The 21575-nt window shown below is 67.8% G+C and carries 22 protein-coding genes; 12 read left to right on the forward strand and 10 right to left on the reverse strand.

What is annotated here, in order from left to right:
- Nucleotides 1-4: 4 nt before the first annotated feature.
- The 6 genes from ACMPH2_RS08210 to ACMPH2_RS08235 all read left to right on the forward strand — a co-directional run bounded on the left by ACMPH2_RS08210 (nucleotide 5) and on the right by ACMPH2_RS08235 (nucleotide 8536).
- Nucleotides 5-1552, forward strand: a complete 1548-nt coding sequence (locus tag ACMPH2_RS08210; RefSeq protein WP_082719579.1) for a YfcC family protein — start codon at nucleotides 5-7, stop codon at nucleotides 1550-1552.
- A 141-nt stretch (nucleotides 1553-1693) separates the two neighbouring features.
- On the forward strand, nucleotides 1694-3199 hold the full coding sequence (gene tilS / locus ACMPH2_RS08215; protein ID WP_417119177.1) for a tRNA lysidine(34) synthetase TilS: 1506 nt from the start codon (nucleotides 1694-1696) through the stop codon (nucleotides 3197-3199).
- A 359-nt stretch (nucleotides 3200-3558) separates the two neighbouring features.
- A complete protein-coding gene (gene hpt, locus ACMPH2_RS08220) occupies nucleotides 3559-4113 on the forward strand; it encodes a hypoxanthine phosphoribosyltransferase (RefSeq protein WP_062531470.1) in 555 nt (184 codons plus the stop codon).
- Between the two features lie 30 nt (nucleotides 4114-4143).
- Entirely contained in the window at nucleotides 4144-6120 is a 1977-nt protein-coding gene (ftsH, locus tag ACMPH2_RS08225; protein WP_062531469.1) for an ATP-dependent zinc metalloprotease FtsH, read from the forward strand.
- An 89-nt stretch (nucleotides 6121-6209) separates the two neighbouring features.
- Nucleotides 6210-7403 carry a pyridoxal phosphate-dependent aminotransferase gene (locus tag ACMPH2_RS08230; protein WP_417119178.1) on the forward strand — a complete coding sequence of 398 codons (1194 nt, stop codon included), beginning with the start codon at nucleotides 6210-6212 and terminating at the stop codon, nucleotides 7401-7403.
- The gene (locus tag ACMPH2_RS08235) at nucleotides 7400-8536 is read left to right on the forward strand and encodes a phosphatase (RefSeq protein ID WP_417119179.1); all 1137 of its coding nucleotides are present in this window, start codon (nucleotides 7400-7402) and stop codon (nucleotides 8534-8536) included. The genes ACMPH2_RS08230 and ACMPH2_RS08235 overlap by 4 nt, the downstream gene beginning before the upstream one ends.
- Nucleotides 8537-8581: 45 nt before the next feature.
- Here ACMPH2_RS08235 and ACMPH2_RS08240 read toward each other — a convergent pair whose 3' ends face one another.
- From ACMPH2_RS08240 to ACMPH2_RS08275, 8 genes are all read right to left on the reverse strand, one after another.
- A complete protein-coding gene (locus ACMPH2_RS08240; RefSeq protein WP_417119180.1) occupies nucleotides 8582-9055 on the reverse strand; it encodes a sensor histidine kinase in 474 nt (157 codons plus the stop codon).
- On the reverse strand, nucleotides 9027-9410 hold the full coding sequence (locus ACMPH2_RS08245; protein WP_417119181.1) for an ATP-binding protein: 384 nt from the start codon (nucleotides 9408-9410) through the stop codon (nucleotides 9027-9029). Before ACMPH2_RS08245 ends, ACMPH2_RS08240 begins: the two co-directional genes overlap by 29 nt.
- Nucleotides 9411-9474: 64 nt before the next feature.
- Nucleotides 9475-9777: a hypothetical protein gene (locus tag ACMPH2_RS08250; RefSeq protein ID WP_417119182.1), complete on the reverse strand. Its 303-nt coding sequence runs from the start codon at nucleotides 9775-9777 to the stop codon at nucleotides 9475-9477.
- Nucleotides 9764-9922, reverse strand: a complete 159-nt coding sequence (locus ACMPH2_RS08255; protein WP_417119183.1) for a hypothetical protein — start codon at nucleotides 9920-9922, stop codon at nucleotides 9764-9766. The genes ACMPH2_RS08250 and ACMPH2_RS08255 overlap by 14 nt, the downstream gene beginning before the upstream one ends.
- 82 nt (nucleotides 9923-10004) lie before the next feature.
- On the reverse strand, nucleotides 10005-10322 hold the full coding sequence (locus ACMPH2_RS08260; protein WP_417119195.1) for a response regulator transcription factor: 318 nt from the start codon (nucleotides 10320-10322) through the stop codon (nucleotides 10005-10007).
- Nucleotides 10323-10463: 141 nt separating this feature from the next.
- A complete protein-coding gene (locus ACMPH2_RS08265; protein WP_417119184.1) occupies nucleotides 10464-10604 on the reverse strand; it encodes a hypothetical protein in 141 nt (46 codons plus the stop codon).
- A gap of 213 nt (nucleotides 10605-10817) precedes the next feature.
- Nucleotides 10818-11603: an exodeoxyribonuclease III gene (locus ACMPH2_RS08270; protein WP_062531464.1), complete on the reverse strand. Its 786-nt coding sequence runs from the start codon at nucleotides 11601-11603 to the stop codon at nucleotides 10818-10820.
- Between the two features lie 327 nt (nucleotides 11604-11930).
- Entirely contained in the window at nucleotides 11931-12911 is a 981-nt protein-coding gene (locus ACMPH2_RS08275) for a patatin-like phospholipase family protein (RefSeq protein WP_062531463.1), read from the reverse strand.
- Between the two features lie 61 nt (nucleotides 12912-12972).
- Here ACMPH2_RS08275 and ACMPH2_RS08280 point away from each other — a divergent pair, with 61 nt between their 5' ends.
- From ACMPH2_RS08280 to ACMPH2_RS08290, 3 genes are all read left to right on the forward strand, one after another.
- Nucleotides 12973-13710: an NAD-dependent protein deacylase gene (locus ACMPH2_RS08280; RefSeq protein ID WP_417119185.1), complete on the forward strand. Its 738-nt coding sequence runs from the start codon at nucleotides 12973-12975 to the stop codon at nucleotides 13708-13710.
- A gap of 149 nt (nucleotides 13711-13859) precedes the next feature.
- Complete coding sequence (folP, locus tag ACMPH2_RS08285) at nucleotides 13860-15296, forward strand: dihydropteroate synthase (protein ID WP_062531462.1); 1437 nt, start codon at nucleotides 13860-13862, stop codon at nucleotides 15294-15296.
- Nucleotides 15297-15306: 10 nt separating this feature from the next.
- The gene (locus ACMPH2_RS08290) at nucleotides 15307-15870 is read left to right on the forward strand and encodes a hypothetical protein (RefSeq protein WP_417119186.1); all 564 of its coding nucleotides are present in this window, start codon (nucleotides 15307-15309) and stop codon (nucleotides 15868-15870) included.
- 63 nt (nucleotides 15871-15933) lie between these two features.
- On the opposite strand, the gene ACMPH2_RS08295 is transcribed toward ACMPH2_RS08290, so the two are convergent.
- Nucleotides 15934-16725 (reverse strand): type III pantothenate kinase, encoded by a 792-nt coding sequence (locus tag ACMPH2_RS08295; protein ID WP_009278193.1) that lies wholly within the window; start codon nucleotides 16723-16725, stop codon nucleotides 15934-15936.
- 201 nt (nucleotides 16726-16926) lie between these two features.
- On the opposite strand from ACMPH2_RS08295, the gene rpmE reads away from it, so the two are divergent.
- Nucleotides 16927-17340 (forward strand): 50S ribosomal protein L31, encoded by a 414-nt coding sequence (gene rpmE / locus ACMPH2_RS08300; RefSeq protein WP_062531459.1) that lies wholly within the window; start codon nucleotides 16927-16929, stop codon nucleotides 17338-17340.
- A 104-nt stretch (nucleotides 17341-17444) separates the two neighbouring features.
- A complete protein-coding gene (locus ACMPH2_RS08305) occupies nucleotides 17445-18875 on the forward strand; it encodes an NAD(P)/FAD-dependent oxidoreductase (RefSeq protein WP_062531458.1) in 1431 nt (476 codons plus the stop codon).
- Nucleotides 18876-18923: 48 nt separating this feature from the next.
- On the opposite strand, the gene ACMPH2_RS08310 is transcribed toward ACMPH2_RS08305, so the two are convergent.
- Complete coding sequence (locus tag ACMPH2_RS08310) at nucleotides 18924-20291, reverse strand: hypothetical protein (protein WP_417119187.1); 1368 nt, start codon at nucleotides 20289-20291, stop codon at nucleotides 18924-18926.
- A 191-nt stretch (nucleotides 20292-20482) separates the two neighbouring features.
- Between ACMPH2_RS08310 and prfA the strand changes: the two genes are divergently transcribed.
- Complete coding sequence (gene prfA, locus ACMPH2_RS08315; protein ID WP_417119188.1) at nucleotides 20483-21550, forward strand: peptide chain release factor 1; 1068 nt, start codon at nucleotides 20483-20485, stop codon at nucleotides 21548-21550.
- The last annotated feature ends 25 nt before the right edge of the window (nucleotides 21551-21575 follow it).

The following is a 21575-nucleotide window of genomic DNA, read 5'->3' on the forward strand; positions in this document are numbered from 1 at the left end:
TGCTATGGCAGAAGAGGCGATGGTCGAAGCGGCTACAGAGGGGGGCGCGCCCAAGAAGAGGGACAAGCTCCACTTCCCGACCGCGATCACGGTGCTCTTCATCGTGATGCTCTTCGCTGCGGTGCTTACCTGGGTCGTGCCGGCGGGTGAGTACTCGAAGCTCAAGTACGTCGCGGACGACGACGTGTTCTCGATCACCAACGCGGACGGCACGACGGAGGAGCAGCCCGCCACGCAGGAGACCCTCACTAAGCTGGGCATCTCGGCGAACGTCGAGAGCTACCTCGACGGGTCCATCTCGAAGCCGACGGCGATCCCCGGCACCTACCAGCGAGTCGACCAGAACCCGCAGGGCGTCGTGGAGTTCCTTCTCGCCCCGATCAACGGTGTCTACGAGTCGATCGACATCATCCTGTTCGTGTTCTTGCTGGGCGGTTGCATCGGCGTCCTCAACCACATGGGCGCCCTCACCGCCGCGGTCGCCGCGCTCTCGCGCGTGACGAGGGGGCGTGAGTGGCTGCTCATCATCGTGCTGACGCTCATCATCGTCGCGGGCGGGACCACCTTTGGCCTCGCGGAGGAGACGATCGCCCTCTACCCGATCCTCATGCCCGTATTCATCGCAGCGGGCTATGACGCGATGACCTGCATCGCCGTCATCTTCATGGGCTCCTGCGTGGGCACCATGTATTCGACGGTCAACCCCTTCGCCATCGGCGTCGCCACTAAGGCGGCCGGCATCTCCATGGCCGAGGGCATGTCCTGGAGGTTCGTGGCGCTCGCCATAGGCACCGTCATCTCGCTCGCCTACGTCATGCGCTACGGGCACAAGGTTCGCCTCGACCCCTCCAAGTCCGTCGTCTACGACTTCAAGGAGAGGATCGAGGAGCGCTGGGGCCAGAGGGGCGAGGCTCCCGAGTTTACCACGCCCATGAAGGTCTCGCTCGCCGTCTTTGGCGTCTCGTTCGTCGTTCTGGTCTACGGCATCGTCGCCCACCAGTGGTGGTTCGACTACATGACCGCCGTCTTCCTAGCCTGCTCCATGATCCTCGCCTTCACCTGCGGCCTCGACGAGGAGGTCTTCATGGACGAGTACATCGGCGGCTGCGGCGACCTCATGAGCGTCGCGCTGGTCGTCGGCGTCGCCCGTGCGGTCAACATCCTGCTCGAGAACGGTCTCATCTCTGACACCATCCTGTACTTCTTCTCGGGTGCCATCGCGGGGATGAGCCCCGTGCTGTTCATCATCATGATGCTGGTCGTCTACATCATCCTGGGCTTCTTCATCAACTCGTCCTCCGGCCTCGCCGTGCTCTCGGTGCCCATCATGGCGCCCCTCGGCGGCGCGGTGGGCGTCTCGAAGACGGCCATCATCTCGGCCTACAACTACGGCCAGGGCCTCATCTCGTACGTCACGCCCACGGGCCTCATCCTCGCGTCCCTTGCCATGGTGGACGTGCCCTTCAGCCGCTGGTTCAAGTTCGTGACGCCGCTCTTGGTCATCACGGTCCTGCTCAACGCGCTGCTGCTCGTGGCTCAGGTCCTGGTCTAGCGGAGGCGGGGCCTCGCGTCGGGGCTTTGTGCGACGCGGGTATCATAGGGTTCCCAAGGGGCCCGGGCGACACTGGGGCGTCCGGGCCCCATGCATGGCCCGGCGTGCCCGAGCTGGGCCAAGACGAGGCTTGGAGGGCCCGTGACCAGCGTCATGCGCAGATATGCAAGCGTTCGGGGAAGGGGCGGCCGCCCTGGCCCCGCGGCCGACGACGAGGCACGCGCGCCCGTCGTGCTCATGGTCTCGGGCGGTGCGGACTCGACGGCCCTCCTGCTCTTGGCCGTGGGCTCCGAGCTCGACATCGACGACGGCCGCGGCCGCGCGCGCATCGCCCGGGAGCGCCTCCACGTCCTGCACGTCAACCACCAGCTCCGTGGCGACGACGCCCTGGGTGACGAGGCCTTCGTGCGCGGGCTCTGCGCGGAGCTTGGCGTCCCCTGCACGGTGCGTAGGGTGGACGTGGCCGGCCTTGCCGCGCAGGCCGGTTCCGCCGGCGGCAACATAGAGAACGTGGGGCGAGAGGAGCGCTACCGCCTCGCCGGGGAGCTTGCCAACGAGCTCTCGGCAAGCTTGGGCACGCCGCGCTCCGCCGCACGCATACTCACGGCGCATACCGCGAGCGACCGGGCGGAGACCTTCTTCATGAATGCCATCAGGGGCACGGGCACCTCCGGCCTCTCCTCCATACCCCGCCGCCGCAACCGCATCGTGCGCCCACTCCTGGAACGCACCCACGAGGAGCTCTGCGAGCTCCTCTCGCTCAAGGGGATCGCCTGGAGGGAGGATGCGACCAACGCGGACACGCGCTACCTTCGCTCCTTCGTGCGCCACGAGATCATGCCCGTTGCGCTGGGTCGCAACCCCCAGCTGGTCAGCGCCCTCTCAAACACCTGCGAGATTCTCTCGGACGAGGACGCCTACCTGGGACAGGTGGCCGCCCGCAGCTATCGCGAGCTCGTGAGGCGCTCGGGCGAGGGGGTGGTCGCCTTGGACGCCCGCCGCCTCGGCGCGGCCGACGTGTCCATAGCCCGGCGCGTGGTGAGGCTCGCCATCCTTGGCCTGAGCCCCGCGGCACGCATCGAGTCCGCGCAGGTGGCAAGGGTCTTGCGCATCGTGGCCCAGGGATGCGGGTCCTGCAACGTGAGCTTGGGAATCGACGCGCGCGTCGAGTACGGCCTGCTCTTCCTGCGCGTCCCCCGGCGTACGGCCTCGGTGGGCCCGGCATGGCTCGACGTCCCGGGAAGCGTGCGCCTCCCCGACGGCCGCACCATCTCCGCGCGCCTGGCGTCGGTTCCGGCGGGCTCCTCCCCTGAAGAGGTGGCCCGCGCCCATGCCCTGGAATGGGGTGGCCGCTCGGTCTATCTCGACGCCGTGGCCTGCGGCGTCTCTCCCTCGGGGCAGGGGAGGCTGTGGGTGGACGCCCCCGCGGCGGGAGACGTCATGTGCCCCCTGGGCATGCACGGCCAGTCGAAGAAGCTCTCCGACCTCCTCAACGAGGTGCACGTACCCGCGGCCGACCGACCGGGAGTGCCCGTGGTGAGGAGCGGCCCCACGGGCCAGGTGCTCTGGGTCTCTCCCCTTCGCTGCGACGAGCGCGTGCGCTGCGTGCCCACCACCCGCCTCGTCCTCGAGCTTGCCCTGAGCTAGCACGTAAGAGCGCGCGGCCCGTCACGCGCGAACGCACGCTTCGTGTGGCGCGCCCGTCACGCGCGAAGCGCCCACGCTCCAACGCACGCCTCATGCGACGCGCACGCGGAAGAGCACGGACGCCTTCGCGTTTGCCCAGTTGTCAGTCGGGACATCCGTGCGTTCGAGCGTGGTGAGCGAAAGTTGCGTGCGTTCGAGCGTGGCGGACGAGAGGGGCGAGCGTTTGAGCATGCCGGCTAAGCTGCGCCTGCGTTACGTCGCACCCAACGGGGGCGGTCGCGCCCCGAGGGCGTAGTACCATAGGCGCATACGTCCAGCCAGCCGGCAAGACCGACTGACGCACAGGAAGGGCAAGGTCCATGGCAGACGAGCTCACCGCCGACATCAAGAGCGTCATCCTCACCGAGGATCAGATCAGGGGGATCGTCCAGCGCATGGGCGCAGAGATCAGCCGCGACTACGAGGGACGCAACCCCCTTATCGTAGCCGTGCTGCGCGGCGCCTTCGTGTTCACCGCGGACCTCCTGCGCTCCATCACCATCCCCTGCGAGGTCGACTTCATGGCGGTCTCGAGCTACGGGGATGGCGTGAAGAGCTCCGGCGTCGTGCGCATCATCAAGGACCTCAGCACCAAGGTCGAGGGTCGCGACCTCATCATCGCGGAGGACATCCTCGACTCCGGCCTCACCCTGAGCTACCTCGTCGAGCTGCTCAAGGGCAGGGGTCCCAAGTCCGTCAGCGTGGCTGCCTTCTCCATCAAGGACATCCCCAACCACACCCCCGCCATCAACCCCGAGTACGTGGGGGCGCACGTCCCCAACGAGTTCATCGTGGGCTATGGTCTGGACTATGCGGAGAAGTATCGCAACCTTCCCTACGTGGGGGTGCTCAAGCCCGAGGTCTACCAGGGGTAGCCTCCAGACCCTTCCAAGGAGCCCAGCCAAGTGTCAGACAACAACAACGGCCTCGATCCCTCGCGCCCGCCCATTCCCGGGCAGGAGGGCCCGGGGGGACGCCGTCAGCCAGCCATCATCGCCGCCCTCATGATCGCGTTGGTCGCCTACGTCGCTTACACCGCCGGTCAGTCGATGCTGGGGGCGAGCCAAGCGGACACCCTCACCACCAACGCCTTCGTCACCGCGGTCAAGGACGAGCGGGTGAGCGACGTCACCTACAAGACCTCCGACGGCAGCCTGAGGGGCAACTACCGCCATGACGGCAACGAGCAGAGCCGCTTCGTGAGCTACTACGTGGGTGCCGACAGCCTGCAGGAGCTCATGGCGCAGCATCCCGACGTGAGCTTCACCATCGACACGTCGAGCTCCGACCTGCTCCAGACCATCCTGGTGTCGATCGTCCCCACGGCGGTCATACTCGCCTTCATGATCTACTTCACCAGGCAGATGCAGGGCCAGAACGGACGCTCCATGAACTTCGGTCGCGCCAACAGGGCGCGCACGACGGAGGAGACCCGGCCCAAGGTGAAGTTCTCTGACGTGGCGGGCATAGACGAGGCGGTAGAGGAGCTCAAGGAGGTCCGCGACTTCCTGCGCGAGCCCGAGCGCTACCAGAAGATGGGTGCCAAGATTCCGCGTGGCGTGCTCCTGGTGGGTCCCCCGGGCACCGGCAAGACCTTGCTCGCCAAGGCCGTGGCCGGCGAGGCGGGGGTGCCGTTCTTCTCCATATCTGGCTCAGACTTCGTCGAGATGTTCGTGGGCGTTGGCGCGAGTCGCGTGCGCGACCTCTTCAAGCAGGCGAAGGAGTCCGCCCCCTCCATCATCTTCATCGACGAGATCGACGCTGTGGGACGCCAGCGCGGCGCTGGCTTGGGTGGTGGCCACGACGAGCGCGAACAGACCCTCAACCAGCTGCTGGTCGAGATGGACGGCTTCGAGGAGAACCAGGCCGTCATCCTGGTCGCCGCGACGAACCGTCCCGACATCCTGGACCCGGCGCTGCTGCGCCCCGGACGCTTCGACCGGCAGGTCACCGTCGACCGCCCCGACGTCAAGGGGAGGGAGAGGATCCTCTCGGTCCACTCCCAGAACAAGCCCCTCAAAAAGGACGTCGACCTCAAGCGGATCGCCAAGCTGACGCCAGGCTTCACGGGTGCCGACCTCGCCAACCTCATGAACGAGTCCGCGCTCCTCGCCGCCCGCCGGCACAAGGACCGCATCTCGATGGAGGAGGTGGAGGAGTCCATGGAACGCGTCGTCGCCGGTCCCGAGAAGAGGGGCCGCGTGATGACCCAGAAGGAGCGCGTTACCATCGCCTACCACGAGTGCGGGCATGCCCTGGTGGGGCACATACTCGAGAACTCCGACCCGGTGCACAAGATCAGCATCATCAGCCGTGGTCGTGCCCTGGGATACACCCTGCAGCTCCCCGAGGAGGACCACTTCCTCGAGACGCGCGACGGCATGCTGGACCAGATCGCCGTCTTCCTGGGGGGACGTACGGCCGAGGAGCTCTTCTGCGAGGACATCACCACCGGCGCCAGCAACGACCTCGAGCGGGCCACCAAGATGGCGCGCGAGATGGTCACTCGCTACGGCATGAGCGAGGAGCTGGGCACGCAGGTCTTCGGCGAGGCCCAGCACGAGGTCTTCCTGGGGCGCGACTACGCGAACCACAACGACTACGCCGCCGAGACGGCCAAACGCATCGACGACGAGGTCGAGCGCATCATGCGCGAGGCCCATGGTCGCTCGCGCGCGGTGCTCGAGGCGAGGCGCAGCCAGATGGAGACCATGGCCAAGGTGCTCCTTGCGCGCGAGACGGTGGAGGGCGACGTGGTCAACGCCCTTCTGGACGACCGCTGGGCGCAGTACGTCCTCGAGCACCCGGAGGTCGCGGTGGACTCGCCGCTCGGCGGTGACGAGTCTGTGACGGAATCGTCGCCCGTCCTCGGCGGCGAGTAGTCTGCAAGCTGGCGGCGCGGCTCATGCCGCGCCGCACTCTTTTTTGTCAGGGGCGCGCCGCCGGGCCGGTGCCGAGGAGGGGAGTGGAGATGCCAGTCAACCAGAGGAGCTACGAGTACGGGACCTCCAAGTCCAGCATCAGGGAGATCGCTGCCTACGGCGCCCAGCGCAAGGCGCAGATAGGGGCCGAGAAGGTCTTCGACTTCTCGCTGGGCAACCCCTCCGTGCCCGCGCCCGAGGAGGTCCGCCGCTCCATCGAGCGCTCCCTGGAGCTCCCTCCCGTGCAGCTGCACGGCTACACCCCCGCCGCAGGCCTCGTCGAGGTCAGGCAGCGCGTCGCGGAGTCGCTCAACCGACGCTTCGGCTGCGACTACGGGGCGGGCGACCTCTACATGACCTGCGGTGCCGCCGCCTCGCTCAGCATCAGCTTCAACGCGCTGGTCGATCCCGGCGACGAGGTCATCGTCATCGCCCCCTACTTCCCGGAGTACCGCGTCTGGATCCAGACCGCCGGGGCGTCCTGCGTCGAGGTCATGGCGGACCCCCAGACCTTCCAGGTGGACACGGAGGCCGTGTGCGCCGCCATCACGAGCCGCACCAAGGCCGTGGTGGTCAACTCGCCCAACAACCCCGTCGGGTCGGTCTACTCCCGCCAGAACCTCGAGGAGCTGGCGGACGTGCTCCGCGAGCGCGAGAGCGCCCTGGGGACCGCCATCTACCTGGTGTCCGACGAGCCGTATCGCGAGATCAGCTACGGCTGCGAGGTGCCTTGGATCCCCTCCTTGTACGACCGCAGCGTCGTCTGCTACTCCTACTCCAAGAGCCTGAGCCTGCCCGGCGAGCGCGTGGGCTGGGTGCTGGTCCCCAACACCAACCCCGACCACGACGAGCTTGTCCCCGCCATCGCCGGTGCCGGCCGCAAGCTGGGCTTCGTCTGCGCGCCGGCGCTCTTCCAGCGCGTGGTCATGGACTGCGTGGACGTCCCGAGCGACGTCGCCGCCTACGAGCGCAACCGCAAGGCGCTCACGGAGGGGCTCTCGGCGCTTGGCTACGAGTACATCGAGCCGCAAGGCGCCTTCTACCTCTGGGTGAAGTCCCTGGAGCCCGACGCCGAGGCCTTCTTCCAGAAGGCGAAGGCCCTGGAACTCCTGCCCGTCCCGTCAAACAGCTTTGGCTGCGAGGGCTGGGTGCGCGTGGGCTACTGCGTGAGCCACCAGACCATCGTCGACTCGATGCCGGCATGGAGGCGCCTCGCCGAGCAGTATGCCCAGGGGGACGCGTGAGCTGGGAGCGCATCTGCCAGAACTGCAGCTTCTGCCAGGCAAAGACGGGGCTCCTGCGCACGCGCAGCGTCTGCGTCGCCCCAGACGGCAGAAGGGGAGAGGTGCATGCGTCCGACGCCGCCTGTCCCGCCTTCAGGATGACGCCCAAGGCGGGCTTCGGCCTCAGGGGACGCTGGGGCGAGGGCGTCTCGCGGTCGAGGGAGGCATCCCATGCGGACGAGCCTGCGGCGCGGGCGGCAACGCACCTCTCGCCTGCCGGGGGCGCTGCTAAGCTGGGAGGGTCTTCCAAGAGAGGAGCCCCCATGCTTCAGCTGGCCTGTGACGTCCACACCCACACCCTCTATTCGCGCCACGCCTACTCCACCATAGAGGAGAACGTGCGGGCGGCGGCGGAGCTGCACCTCGAGCTGCTGGGGTCGACCGACCACTACTCCTCGATGCTCTTCTCCGAGGTTGGCAGCATGGAGCGTGCGCAGGGCTACGACTTGCGGGACTTCCAGTACTTCATGAACTACGGCGCCTGGCCGCGCGTGTGGCGAGGCGTGCGTCTGCTGCACGGCTGCGAGGCGGACGTCGTGGACCTCGACGGCCACCTCTTCGGCCATGACGTGCCCCTCACGCACGAGATAAACGGCAACCCCCTGCACCGACAGCTCACCCTCAAGGAGCGCGTCTTCCAAGGCTGCGACTACGTTATCGCCTCGGTGCACTGCGACGAATTCGCACGTGGCGCAAGCCTGGCGCAGACGACCCGGATGTACGTGCGGGCCCTCGAGGACCCCAAGGTGTTGATCCTGGGACACGCGGGACGTGCCGGCGTGCCCTTCGACGTGGGCGAGGTGCTCGCCGTGGCGCGCGAGAAGGGCAAGCTCGTCGAGATAAACGAGGCGACCCTTGCCAGCCACCCATCCGCGACGAGCACCTGCCGCAGGCTAGCCGAGCGCTGCGCGGAGGAGGGGGTCATGATCTCGACGGGCACCGACTCCCACATCTCGTGCGGGATAGGCCACTTCGACCACGTCCGCTCGATGCTGGAAGAGATCGGCTTCCCGCGCAAGCTCGTCGCCACGCGTGACGCCGAGACCTTCCTGGGCGTACTGGAACGGGCCGTGGGCACGAGCGTCGAGGAGTAGCTGCGCACCTGGTGCCGAGGGCGCTGTGTTCCACCTCGTGCCTGCCTAGCCCAGGCGTACGCGCATCGCCAGCCCGTCGTCCTCGTAGCGCGCCTCGACCCGCCATCCGTGCAGTTCGAAGACTTCGCGCGCGAGTGCGAGCCCTATGCCGCTGTCCCCCGCGGCGTCGGTCCTGAAGCGGTCGAAGAGGGCGTCGAGGTCCCGTGCGGCGGGTCGCGCGCAGTCGTTCCACACGACGAGCTCCCCGTTTCCAAGGAAGACGCGCAGTCGTGACCTCGCATGCCTGATCGCGTTGGTCACGAGGTTGTCGAAGGCGCGCTCGAACTGCCTCGCGTCGACCTCCGTCCGGATGGTGTGAAGGTCGAGCGACACGTCCAACTGGCGAGAGGCGACCGCCCCCTCGAGGGGCACGAGGCAGTCCTCCACGAGTTCGGCGAGGTCGAGCCTCTCGCACTCTAGCATGACCGCCCCACCCTCGAGCCTGCTGATGTCAAGCAGCTGGCCGACGTCCTCCGACATCTTGCGCACCTCGCCCAAGATCACCGCTCCCGCCTGCCTGCCATCCGCGATGACTCCCTCCCGGAGTCCCTCGGTATAGCCGCCGATTGCGGCAAGGGGGGGTCTTGAGCTCGTGCGAGACGTTCTCGTAGAAGGTCCTCACCGCGCGCTCGCGGTGCTCGACCTGCCTTCCCTGCGCCCAGCCGGCGGCTGCGGCGCCGAAAGTCGAGAGGAGCATGATGCCCAGGAGGAGCAGGCGCACCTGGCCTGCCAGCGCCTCCTCGCCGGATACGACCACGTAGGCAAGAAGCACCTCCTCGCCCTCGTCCGACGCGAGGCCGTCCTCCGTCTGTGGTGCAGGAATCGTTCCCTTCATCTTGAGATAGCACTCGAGCCCATCCCGTTCCACGCGCACGAGCCGACCGGTCTGGTCGCGATGCTCAGACGCCCAGCTGGCGGCGAGCCTGTCCAGCGGCGTGTAGGGTGCCGTCCGACTCGTCGAGCCTCCAGTCGGCCGTCGGCGTGAGGGGGATGGCGACGCGGGAGGGCTCCCCCTCCTCGTACCCATCGCCCAGGAGGGCGTCGATCGCCTGTTCGGAACTGTCGCGCATCTGTGCCTGCACGAGTTGGCCATAGGCGAGAACCACTGCCAGCAGCGCGGCGGCGACGCAGCCCGCGAAGAGCAGGGCAAGCCGGAGGGCAGGGCGCATGTTGCCGGCCCTCGGCCACCTAGCGCGGCGCATGGGCATCCCCCTCGCCCGCATCCACGAGGTGGTAGCCGAAGCCCCAGACCGCCTTCACGCCCACGCGGCTGCCGGCGCCTCGCAGCTTCTGGCGCACTCGACGCGCGCACTCGTCGGTGACGCAGGTCTCCACCTCCGCGTCCATCCCCCAGACCTTCCGGAGGAGCTCCGCGCGCGAGACGGGTTCCCCGCCGCTTCCATGAGCACCCTCAGGAGCGAGAACTCCATCATCGTGAGGCGCAGCTCCCTGCCGCCCACTCCACCACGTGCGCGGCGTCACGCAGCATGAGGTCGGCGAAGCGCAAGGTGCCACCATCCTGCCCGCGTGACATGTTTGCCCTCCTGAGCAGGGCCCTCACGCGCATGACCAGCATGGAGGGCGAGAAGGGCTTGAAGAGGTAGTCGTCGCCGCCCAAGGCGAGCCCGGTGATGTAGTCCATCTCTGACTCCCGGGCGGTGAGGATGACGATGGGCACGTCAGAGACCTCCCTGAGCTGGCGGCAGACCTCGAGGCCGCCCGTTCCCGGCATCATGACGTCGAGGATGACGAGGTCGGCGGGACGCTCGAGGAAGCGCTCGCGAAGGGCGTCTCCGGTGGCGAATCAGCTTACCTGATAGCCTGCGCCCTCGAGGAAGGCGCGTTGGACCTCGAGCAGGTTGAGGTCGTCCTCGCTGATGGACTGGGTCTAACAGTCCCCGCAGGCCTGGCAGCCCTGCGCTCCCTGGGCGCGGGCCATCGCCAGGGTGGGGAGGGCGAGCGATCCCAGAAGCCCCGCGGTGCAGATTGCCGCTGCCAGCTGACGCTTGCCCTTGCTTCCCTTGGTCATGTTGATCACTCCTTTTCTTGGTCGCCTCCGATCGACGAGAAGAGTGTATGGGCAGCCAACGGCCCAAATCCTGCGCCAAAGCGTAAGTAAAGGGTCACAGTCCTGTGACAGATTTCCCGGGCGCATGCGGCCTGCAGACAAGTGTCGGGCCCCGCACGCGGCAAAGGCGTGTGGGGTCCGATTTGGCACTGCGACGCGAGGGGCTCTTCTCGCCTATACCCTGAGCGTCAGCTGCACGGGGCAGTGGTCGCTGCCGTAGACGTCGTCCAGGATCGAGGCCTCGACGATGCCGCCCGCGGCGTCCTCGCTCACCAGGAAGTAGTCGATACGCCAGCCCACGTTGCGCTCGCGGGCGCGCATGCGGTAGCTCCACCAGCTGTAGGCGTCCTCTCGGTCGGGGTAGAGACGGCGGAAGCTGTCCACGAAGCCCGCCTCGAGGAGCTTGCCGAAGCCCTCGCGCTCCTCGTCCGAGAAGCCTGCGTTCATGTGGTTGGTGTCGGGGTTCTTGAGGTCTATCTCCTCGTGCGCGACGTTGAAGTCGCCACAGGTGACCACGGGCTTCTCCTTGGCGAGGCCCGACAGGAACTCGCGGTAGCTCCTGTCCCAGACCATACGCTCGTCCAGGCGCAGGAGCCCGTTCTTCGAGTTGGGCGTGTACACGTCCACGAACCAGTAGCGCTCGAACTCGAGGGCGCACACGCGGCCCTCGTCGTCTGCGAACTCGCAGCCGATCTGCCTGATGACCCGCAGCGGCTCCTCGCGGCTGAAGACCGCGGTGCCCGAGTAGCCCTTGCGCTCGGCATAGTTCCATGTCTGATGGTAGCCGGGGAGGTCCAAGTCGAGCTGGCCCTCCTGCAGCTTCGTCTCCTGGATGGCAAAGACGTCGGCGTCCGCCGCCTCGAAGATCTGGGGAAAGCTGGGGTCCTTCTTCATGACGGCCCTGAGGCCGTTGACGTTCCACGAGACGAGCCTCAGCTCGCGCTCCTCGCTCTGTGCCATGCCGCTCCTCCTTGGCGGGGGCGTCGCCCCGCCGGCGTCGTGTCCGTTTGGGCGGGTGTCCGTGCCCGCTCAGGCCAGTATACGTGCTGGTCCAGGATATGGCACCACCTTGGCATCCGTTTGCGGGACGGGGCTGCGGCCAGGGTGCGCGACGAGGACGGGCCAAGGGAGAGAAGACAGCATTTCTCGCAGAATGCTGTCTCTTTTCTCGCTTACCTGGCCTTATGCGAAAAACGACAGCATTTCACGAGATTTGCCGTCTTTGGGCCCGTCCCCGCATGGCGCGACGGGTCTGCGCGACCTCCCGAGCACCGCCCCCTCGCCGTCTCAGCCCTCGATGATCACGTATCCGTCGTCGATGGCCGCGAGGGTGCGCGCGAGGGCCGCCTCGTCTGGGTGAGGTCCCGCGTCGGGCGCCCCAAAGAGGAACTCGCGGTAGCGGGGCAGGTCACGCATGGCCTGGGCATGCCCCTCGTTATAGGCGGCCAGGAGCCTCGCCTTGTCGGTGGTGCCCGAGCTTATGGGCATGTCGTCCGGGTACACGATGAGGCAGCGACCCTCGTCCGCGAGGCGCTCGATGCGCGTGAGCTCGCGGTTGTACCTCTCCCAGCGTGTGAGGAGGGCGTCCAGGAGGTAGGGTCGGCCGTGTGCGATGGCGCGGTAGACGCGGCGCTCCTGCTCGGTGGGAGGCTCCTTGCGGTAGCCGTGCGGGCGGGTCGCCACGAAGAAGAAGCGGTCGTAGCCGCCGCGCTCGGCCAGGTGCAGGGGAAGGCCTGCTCCCTCTCCCAGCCCGCCGTCCATGAAGAGCCGGCCGTCCACCGCCTTGGGGTGCATGACCCCCGGCAGGGTCGAGCTGGCGCGCACCTTGTCCACCATGTCGTACTTGTCGCGCATGTCGTCCTTTGTGAAGGTCACGCTGCGGCCCGTCCGCACCTCGAAGGCCTGGATGGCTACCTGGGCGGGGTTTGCCTGGAAGGTGTCCCAGTCGAAGGGCATGAAGCCGTCGGCGATGCATCCCTCGTAGAGGTAGTCGGCGTTGAAGTAGCCCTTGCCGCGCACCACCGAGCCAAAGCCCGCGATGGGTATGCCCTCGGGCCTCATGCCCAGGAAGGCGTTGCGCGTGCGTGCGAGGTCACGCGAGCAGTAGTCGACCGTGTGGCTGGAGCCCGCGGAGATGCCGCAGACGAAGGGGAAGTGGATTCCCTGCTCCAGAAGGACGCGGGCGATTCCCGCGGTGTATGCGGCGCGATAGCCGCCGCCCTCGAACACGAGGGCGCAGCCCTCCACGTTGCAGCTGAGCTTCTTCATGCCGGTACCTCGCCTTCCTGGTGCTAGAGTCAGAGCCGCTGGCAAACGACGGGAGGCCGCCATGGCAAGGACCATCACTGACCCACGGGAGGCGGCAGCGGCGCTCGGGGCGCTCGTGAAGGGCGCGGGGAACACGGTCTTCTTCGGCGGCGCGGGCGTCTCGACGGCAAGCGGGATCCCCGACTTCCGAAGCGCCGACGGCCTGTACAACCAACACTTTGACTACCCGCCCGAGGTCATGCTTAGCCACGGTTTTTACGTGGAGCACACACGGGAGTTCTTCGACTTCTACCGCAGCCGTATGTGCGCCCCCGACGCCAAGCCAAACCAGGCGCACCTCAAGCTCGCCGAGCTGGAGTGCGAGGGGCTCGTCAGCGCCGTCGTGACCCAGAACATAGACGGCCTCCACCAGGCGGCAGGCTCGCGCAACGTGGTCGAGCTCCACGGCTCGACCCATCGCAACGTCTGCCAGCGCTGCGGGCACGTCCACTCGCAGGAGTGGGTCCTCAAGACCGAGGGCGTCCCCCGCTGCGAGGCCTGCGGCGGGCCCGTGAAGCCTGACGTCGTCCTCTACGAGGAGGCGTTGGACGAGGCCGTCATCACCGCCGCCATCCGGGCGATTGCCAGCTGCGACCTCCTTATCGTGGGCGGCACCTCCCTGGTGGTCTACCCGGCCGCGGGGCTCCTGCGCTATTTCGGGGGAGACAAGCTGGCCATCTGCAACCTCCAGCCCACGCCCCAGGACGCGAGCGCGGATCTGGTCTGCGCCTGTGACATCGCCCGGTCCTTCGACTGGTAGGCCGTGGCCCCTCTCGCCCGGAATTCCCGTTCCGGGACTTGCCGGGCCAGGCCGAGCGGAAGGCCGGCCGCCGGGAGTCGCTACAATCACAAAGGAACACCCTGGGGGCGCGGGCGCGTCCCCCTCAGCCTTAGGGGAGGACCCGACCCATGCTTCGACAGGACTACTCGCTTTGGCGTTGCGGCCGTCACGAGATCTCGCTCTCGCGTCCCCGCATCATGGGCATCCTCAACGTCACCCCCGACTCCTTCTCGGACGGGGGAGAGAACCTCGACCCCAAGCTCGCGGTCGAGCACGCCCTCCGCATGCTGGACGAGGGCGCCGACATCATCGACGTGGGGGGCGAGTCCACGCGGCCCGGCCACGAGCCCGTGGCTGCCGACGAGGAGGCCGAGCGCGTCGTTCCCGTGGTCAGGGGCATCCTCGCCGCCGCGCCCAGCGCCATAGTCTCGGTCGACACGCGCCATGCCTCCGTGGCCAAGGTCTGCGTTCGCCTGGGCGCCTCCATCGTCAACGACGTCACGGGCTTCATCGACCCCGAGATGGTGCGCGTCGCCGCCGAGTCCGACTGTGGCTGCGTGGTCATGCATTGGAATCGCGGCAACGGGCAGTCCAGCCGCAAGTCCGTGCGCCTGGACAGCACTCCCGCGCGTGCGGTGGCGGCCCGCAGCGTCCAGGCGAGCGCGCGACGCTTCACCCTGCCCGAGGAGGCCCCCCTCATGCGCGAGATCATGGGCTTCCTGGGCGATCAGGCGCGCTCCCTCATGCGTGCGGGCGTTGCCCACGACCGCATCTGCATCGATCCCGGTCCGGGCTTCGACAAGGCGGCGGACCAGGACGTCGTGATCCAGCGCGCCACCCGCAAGCTCGTCTCCATGGGATACCCCGTGCTCACGGCCGTCTCGCGCAAGCGCATGGTCGGGGCCGTCTCGGGCGTGACGGACGCCCCAGCCCGCGATGCCGCCACGCTGGGCATCTGCCTGAGCGCCATCGAGTCTGGCGCGCGCATCCTGCGCGTCCACAACGTGGCCCTCACGGCCGAGGCGCTCAACTCCTACTGGGCGGTCAGCCGCGCCGACGCGCGGCAGGCCTTCGTCTCGCTGGGCTCGAGCGTGGGCGACCGCATGGACTACCTGAGCCGTGCCGTGGCGCTCATCAACGAGATACCGCTCACCTGCGTGGTGCAGGTGAGCCGCGTGTACGAGACCGAACCCGCCTACGGCATCAAGGTCCCGGTCGCCAACGCCGTGGCCGAGCTTCGCAGCGAGCTGCACCCCAGCGTCCTCATGGACGCCCTCCTCGGCGTCGAGGAGAGGCTCGGCCGCGTGCGCGACCCCGAGCAGGCGGGTCACGGCCCCAGGACCATCGACTGCGACCTCGTCTTCGTCGAGGACGAGGAGCACGCAGGGCGCAAGCTCACGCTTCCCCACGCGCACCTGGGCGAGAGGGACTACGTCCTGGTGCCTATGGAGGACCTCATGCACGACCCCGTCCGCTTCCTGATGCATGCCGGCGTGCCCGTCTATGCCCCCGAGGACCGCGTGGGGCATGTGGTGGGCGAGCTGGGCGAGCTTGACTGGCAGTAGGGGGGCTGGCGTGGGGGAGCTCGAGCTCACGCTGAGGCCAAGGGTGCCCATGGGCTACCTGGTGGCCCTTCCCGCCGTTGCGAGCCTGGGCGTGATGGACGCGCTCGTCGATACGGGGAACTCCGAGGCGGGTCTGCTCTGGCCGCGGGACGTCGCCCTCGTCCCCGCGGGAAGGCCTGCCTTCGAGCTGGACGGTCGCGGCGGCTACGACGACGGGGGCGTCTTCGTCCGTCTCGCCATAAGGCGTACCTTGGGCGATGGGGACGACGCCGCGATGCCTGACGACGCCGCGATCGAGCGGGCGGTGCGCGAGCGCGTGTCCACCTGGGAGGGGGATGTCGCGGCTGGGAGGTCTGCGGGGGGACCGTGGGCGGCGTTTCTCCCCGACTACTTCGACCATGAGCTCAGGATGGGCCGGGAGGTCGAGGTGACGTATCCCAACGGGCGCGTGATGGCGCGAGGGCGCCTTGCGGGCTTCGACATCTGGGGCCGGGCCACCGTCGTGGACGAGTCTGGACACGAGCTCGAGTTCTCTGCCGAACAGGCGCTCCTGAGGTCGCCCGACCGCGAGTAGGCAGTTGTCGGGCGGGGGCCTGCCCGCGTGGGCCCCAGGCCCTCTGCGGACAAACGGCCCTTCCTAGCGCACGGCACGCTTGCGGGCGCGATGCTCCCAGATGAGTTTGATGCCGCGGATGGTGAGGTCGGGGTCGAGGGCGTCGAAGAGGTCGGTCGCCTTCGCGATCTCGCGCGAGAGCCCTCCCGTGCCAACCACCGTCGCATCGGGCTCGCCGAGCTCGTCCTTGATGCGCCTCACCAGGCCCTCGGCCTGTGCGGCCGCGCCGATCACGATGCCCGACTGCACGGCGGCCTCGGTGCTGTTGCCAAGGGCGCGTTCGGGCACCACCAAGGGGACGCTCGAGAGGCGCGCCGCGTGCGAGAAGAGTGCCCCGGCGCTCAGCAGCAGGCCGGGCATGATGGCCCCGCCCCTGAAGCGTCCGCGCGCGTCGACCACGTCGATGTTGGTCGCGGTCCCGAAGTCCACCACTATGACCGAATCGCCGTAGGCCTCGCGGGCGGCGACGGCGTTGGCGATGCGGTCCGCCCCCACCTGGGTGGGGTCGGGCATGTCCACCTCGATGCCGCAGTCGCGGCGGGGATCAACCAGCAGCACGTCCCTGGCATCCAGGACGTGTCCCATCATGTAGAGCCATTCCTGGGTGAGGATGGGAACCACGCTGGCAATGGCCACGTCGCTCACCTCGGAGAGGCTGCGGCCCAGCATCATGAAGTAGCCGTAGAGTCGCTCGTGGAGCTCGTCGGCGGTGTCGGTCTTGTCGGAGGCCATGCGCCATTGGCGGGCGAGCTGGTCGTCCGGACCAAAGAGCCCCAACGTGGTCTGGGTGTTACCTACGTCAACGACGAGCAGCATCTCTCCTCCTCGGATCCGCCTGCGCCCAACCAGTGTAGCGTGGCGGGACCGGGCGCCCCGCGCGTGGGCTTGCACCACTTTTCCACAGTCTTGGTATGAGAATGCGACCACTGTGGTAACCTAGCAAGGCTCAATTGTCCTGGCGTTTGCCTCGACACCCCTTGTCTGGTCGGAAACCAGGCCGAAAGAAGGAGTCCTGAAATGAAGCAAGGAATACATCCCGAGTACGTCGAGTGCACCGTTCGCTGCACCTGCGGCAACACCTGGAAGACCCGCGCCACGGTGAGCGAGATGACGCTTGACCTCTGTGACAAGTGCCACCCGTTCTACACCGGCCAGCAGAAGCTCGTCGACACCGGAGGGCGCGTCCAGCGCTTCTCCGACAAGTTCGGTGGAGCCGCCGCGGCCCAGCTTGCCAAGGCCCAGGCCGCCAAGGAGGCCAAGGCAAAGAAGGCCGCCGAGCAGGCTGCCGCTCGCAAGGCCGCTGCCGAGGCGAAGGCTGCCGAGAAGGCCAAGCGTGCTGCCGAGTACGAGAAGAAGGCTGCCGCCGACGCCGCCAAGGTCGTCGAGGAGGCCCCTGTCGAGGCCACCGAGGAGACCCCCGCCGCGGAGTAACCCCAGCTAGACCAGAGCAAAGGAGGAGAGGGACGGCACAGGTCGTCCCTCTCCTTTTGTGTGCCGTTGGGGGACGGCGCCACAAGACCCGAGAGGAGACGCGCATGAGCGAAGCTTCCGGCGAGCATGGCCTCGCCACCATCAAGACCGACGTGCTCATCATCGGGGCGGGCCCGGCGGGCATCTTCACCGCGCTGGGGCTCCTGCGCAAGGGAGACTCGCGTTCCATCACCATGGTGGAGAAGGGGCTCCCCGTCGAGCGCCGCTCCTGCCCCAAGGAGAAGACGGGCCACTGCGTGGGCTGCAAGCCCTGCCGCATCACCACGGGCTTCTCGGGCGCCGGCGCCTTCTCTGACGGCAAGCTCTCGCTGAGCCACGAGGTTGGCGGGGACCTGCCCACGCTCATCGGCGAGCGCCTCGCGCAAGAGACCATCGGACGCGTCGACCAGATTTACCTCGACTTCGGGGCCGACCCCCACATCGAGGGGCTCGAGCACCCGGAGGAGGTCGCCAACATCCGGCGTCGCGCCATCAAGGCGGGCCTCAAGCTGGTCGACTGCCCCATCCGCCACCTGGGGACCGAGAAGGCGCAAGAGATCTATGGCCGCATAGAGCGGACCCTCGTCGAGGGGGGCGTGCATATCCTCTTCCAGCACGAGTGCGACGAGGTCGTCGTGGAAGGGGGTGGCTGCCAGGGTGCCGTGGTGAGCGACGTCCATGGCGTCAGGACCCGCATCGAGGCGGGCGAGACGATCGTTGCCACCGGGCGCCGTGGCGCCGCCTGGTTCGACGACATGTGCGAGGCCCATGGCATCGCACACTCCGCCGGCCCCGTCGACCTCGGCGTGCGCGTCGAGGTTCGCAACGAGGTCATGGACGACGTCAACCGCGTGCTCTACGAGAGCAAGCTCGTGGGCTATCCAGACCCCTTCCGGAACAAGGTGCGCACCTTCTGCCAGAACCCGGGCGGCTTCGTGAGCCAGGAGAACTACGACGGCGACCTCGCAGTGGTCAACGGCCACAGCTACAAGGAACGCAAGAGCCCCAACACCAACCTGGCCGTGCTCGTCTCGTTCAACTTCCGCAAGCCTTTCGACCAGCCAATCGTGTACGCGCGCAACGTGGGGAAGCTCTGCAACATGCTCGGAGCCGGGCACATCTTGGTGCAGCGCTTCGGTGACCTGCTCGACGGCAAGCGCACCTGGCCCAAGGAGCTCACTCGCTCCAACGTGGTGCCCACCCTGCCCGACGCCGAGGCGGGAGACATCAGCGCCGCCATGCCCTACCGCGCGATGATAGAGATCGTCGAGTTCATCAAGGCCGTGGACAAGGTGGTCCCGGGCTTCGCCGCCGACGAGACCCTGCTCTATGCGCCCGAGCTCAAGTTCTACAGCAACCGCGTGGGCATGGACGAGAACTTCGACACCAACGTCGCCCACCTGCACTGCTTGGGCGACTCCAGTGGCTGGACCCGCGGCCTCATGATGGCCAGCGTGATGGGCCTGCTCATGGGAGAGAGGCTCGCGTCCGAGTAGCACGGACCAAGGGACGGCGTGGGAGGGTGTGGCGTCGGGGTCCCGGCGTCACACCTTTCTCAGCACGAACTCGTCCTCGTAGCGCGCCGTCCTCTGGTAGGGGACGAGCAGGAAGCTGTCTTGGTAGTCGTGGGTGGAGACGAGCGTCGCCGTCGCGGCGGAGGGGTTCTGCGCATTCCCGAACTCGAGCCTCAAGCTCACGCTCCCTCGCACGTCGTCCGCGGTCTCGCAGTCGAAGACGAGGCCGTCGGAGCCGTCCTGGAGCGTGCCCGTGAAGGCCAGGGACTCGAGCGCGGAGTCCCCGTCGCAGCCCGTGCTGTCCCGCTCGGGCTCGGGATGGAAGTGCGCGACGCCGTCCAACGTGCCTGCGATCATGGTGGTGTCGCCGCTCGTCGCGACCTCGTCGATGCTTAGCCGAAGCCCGGCGTCCCGTCCGGACAGGCACTTGTGTCCGCTCGACGACTGGGTTCGGAAGCTGCCGGACCAGCTGCCCTTGAGCGGCTCGTATCCCAGCTCCTTCGCCCCGTCGCTCACGCTGACGTCGGTGAGCTCCCAGACGCCGCTTGCCGTGACGAAGCGCAGGGTCAGGCTCAGGTCGCAGTTTCGCGAGGCGAAGCCCTCCTGCTTGCTGCAGCGGACGGTCATCTTGTCGAGGCGTGCCGCGACGTCGAGCTCGTCGTTGGTGACGCTGGCCTCGCAGTCCCGGTACAGGTTGGCGAGGCTCTCTTCCCCGTCGTCGCCCTGCGAGTCGAGCCTCGCCTCGGCGCGGGTGAGGAGCGCTTCCAGGGACGCGAGCAGCTTCTGATGGTCGGGGCCGGAGGTCGGTCTCCAGCTCGCGGCTTGGGGGACGTCGATGGACTCCAGCTCCCATGACCCGTCGGACCTCTGGTAGAGCAGGATGGCATCCCAGCTCGCCTCGACACTCCCGTCCGAGTAGGTCACGGTGGTGCGGGCGGAGATGCCCCCAGACGCTTCGGTCGACTTCTCCCTGAGCTGCGCGTCCGTTGCAATGAGAACGCCGTCATGGTTCCAGGGTCCCCCGTCGTGCGTGGGGACGGGCGTGTGCGCGAGCGCGTCGGCCCTCACGCGCGTGGCGTCGGGAGTGCCTGCCATGACAGGACTCAGCAGCGTCCCCACCACCACGAGGAGCGCGATGGCGGCGCCGGTCAGGAGGGCGGCCAGGCGATGTGCGGCAAGAAGGGCGCCCGCTCGGGCGGCGCCTGCCCCGGCCCGGGCGACCAGGCCGTCCTCGGGGCGGGGGAGAGACCCCTCGCCCGCCCCATCGCGTCCGCCGGCCCTCGCCCGCGCGTTGGCGACGGTGGGCTGGAGTGCGGTCTTCTGGGCCTCAGCATCCGCGTCCCTCCCATCTGCCTCCCCGCCTTCGGGGCGGAGCCTCCCGCGGCCGTCCTCGTCCATCGCGCCTCCCGCCCTCGAGCCCGCTTCCTCCCCAGTCTGCCACAGGGCTGCCAGCGATGGCATCGTGTGCGCAGCGTGGGACGGGCCGCCCGGCGGAATAGCCGCGGGTTTGCGGTGGTAGACTTCGTATCGCTGAACACGAACGATTCGCCCTGGCGTGCTGCGCCGCGGCGCGTGCAAGGAGTGACACCATGCGAGACAAGCTAGAGAAGCTCATCGCTGCGTACGAGGAGCTCGAGAAGAGGATGGTCGATCCCGACGTCGTCTCGAACCCCAAGGAGTACGCGCGCATCGCCAAGGAGCATGCCAACCAGGCCGAGCTCGTGGCGAAGGCCCGCGAGTACGTGCAGGCGCTCGATGACATCGAGGTCGCCAAGGAGATGCTGCACGACGCCGCGGACACTGACGAGAAGGAGATGCTCCAGGACGACATCTCGTCCAACGAGGCAAAGCTGCCCGGGCTCGAGGACCAGATCAAGGTCATGCTGATTCCCGGCGACCCCAACGACGAGAAGGACACCATCGTCGAGATTCGTGCGGGCGTGGGTGGCGACGAGGCCGGCATCTTCGCGGGCGACCTCTTCAACATGTACGAGCGCTTCGCCTCCGCCCGCAAGTGGAAGGTCGAGGTCCTCTCGTCCAGCCCCTCCGAGGCAGGTGGCTTCAAGACCATCGAGTTCAAGGTCACGGGCGACAAGGTCTACTCCGTCATGAAGTACGAGAGCGGAGTCCACCGCGTGCAGCGCATCCCCAAGACCGAGAGCCAGGGGCGCATCCAGACCTCCACGGCGACCGTCGCCGTCCTTCCCGAGGCAGACGAGATCGACATCCAGATCGCCCAGGAGGACCTGAGGATCGACACCTATTGCGCGTCGGGTCCCGGTGGCCAGGGCGTCAACACGACCTACTCCGCCGTGCGCATCACGCACCTGCCCACCAACACCGTGGTGCAGTCCCAGGACCAGCGCTCCCAGATCCAGAACCGTGAGGTCTGCATGCAGATGCTGCGCGCTCGCCTCTACGAGATGGAGCTCGAGAAGCAGCAGGCGGAGCAGGGGGCCTCGCGTCTCGCTCAGATCGGCCATGGCAACCGCTCCGAGAAGATTCGCACCTACAACCAGCCGCAGGACCGCGTGACCGACCACCGCATCGGCTTCAACGGGACCTACAACGGCGTGCTCCTGGGCGACACCCTGCCCAGCGTGATCGACGCCCTCGCGGCGGCGGATCGTGCGGAGAAGCTCGCCCAGGCGGTGTGACGGGGCAAGGAACAGGAATTGGGTT

The organism is Olsenella phocaeensis, assembly GCF_048189965.1.
GTDB classification, from domain to species: Bacteria; Actinomycetota; Coriobacteriia; order Coriobacteriales; family Atopobiaceae; genus Olsenella_I; species Olsenella_I phocaeensis.

What these genes read in the sequence shown, in the direction of transcription:
- ACMPH2_RS08240 (WP_417119180.1), bottom strand. Translation starts at nt 9,055, where the DNA reads ATGTCGGAGGACGTCGGCCAGCTGCTTGACATCAGCAGGCTCGAGGGT.
- ACMPH2_RS08265 (WP_417119184.1), bottom strand. Translation starts at nt 10,604, where the DNA reads ATGACCAAGGGAAGCAAGGGCAAGCGTCAGCTGGCAGCGGCAATCTGC.
- ACMPH2_RS08295 (WP_009278193.1), bottom strand. Translation starts at nt 16,725, where the DNA reads ATGCTGCTCGTCGTTGACGTAGGTAACACCCAGACCACGTTGGGGCTC.
- ACMPH2_RS08245 (WP_417119181.1), bottom strand. Translation starts at nt 9,410, where the DNA reads ATGAAGGGAACGATTCCTGCACCACAGACGGAGGACGGCCTCGCGTCG.
- ACMPH2_RS08280 (WP_417119185.1), top strand. Translation starts at nt 12,973, where the DNA reads ATGGCAAGGACCATCACTGACCCACGGGAGGCGGCAGCGGCGCTCGGG.
- ACMPH2_RS08310 (WP_417119187.1), bottom strand. Translation starts at nt 20,291, where the DNA reads ATGGACGAGGACGGCCGCGGGAGGCTCCGCCCCGAAGGCGGGGAGGCA.
- ACMPH2_RS08250 (WP_417119182.1), bottom strand. Translation starts at nt 9,777, where the DNA reads ATGCGCCGCGCTAGGTGGCCGAGGGCCGGCAACATGCGCCCTGCCCTC.
- ACMPH2_RS08210 (WP_082719579.1), top strand. Translation starts at nt 5, where the DNA reads ATGGCAGAAGAGGCGATGGTCGAAGCGGCTACAGAGGGGGGCGCGCCC.
- rpmE (WP_062531459.1), top strand. Translation starts at nt 16,927, where the DNA reads ATGAAGCAAGGAATACATCCCGAGTACGTCGAGTGCACCGTTCGCTGC.
- ACMPH2_RS08230 (WP_417119178.1), top strand. Translation starts at nt 6,210, where the DNA reads ATGCCAGTCAACCAGAGGAGCTACGAGTACGGGACCTCCAAGTCCAGC.
- hpt (WP_062531470.1), top strand. Translation starts at nt 3,559, where the DNA reads ATGGCAGACGAGCTCACCGCCGACATCAAGAGCGTCATCCTCACCGAG.
- ACMPH2_RS08305 (WP_062531458.1), top strand. Translation starts at nt 17,445, where the DNA reads ATGAGCGAAGCTTCCGGCGAGCATGGCCTCGCCACCATCAAGACCGAC.
- ACMPH2_RS08275 (WP_062531463.1), bottom strand. Translation starts at nt 12,911, where the DNA reads ATGAAGAAGCTCAGCTGCAACGTGGAGGGCTGCGCCCTCGTGTTCGAG.
- ACMPH2_RS08255 (WP_417119183.1), bottom strand. Translation starts at nt 9,922, where the DNA reads ATGGACGCGGAGGTGGAGACCTGCGTCACCGACGAGTGCGCGCGTCGA.
- prfA (WP_417119188.1), top strand. Translation starts at nt 20,483, where the DNA reads ATGCGAGACAAGCTAGAGAAGCTCATCGCTGCGTACGAGGAGCTCGAG.
- ACMPH2_RS08270 (WP_062531464.1), bottom strand. Translation starts at nt 11,603, where the DNA reads ATGGCACAGAGCGAGGAGCGCGAGCTGAGGCTCGTCTCGTGGAACGTC.
- folP (WP_062531462.1), top strand. Translation starts at nt 13,860, where the DNA reads ATGCTTCGACAGGACTACTCGCTTTGGCGTTGCGGCCGTCACGAGATC.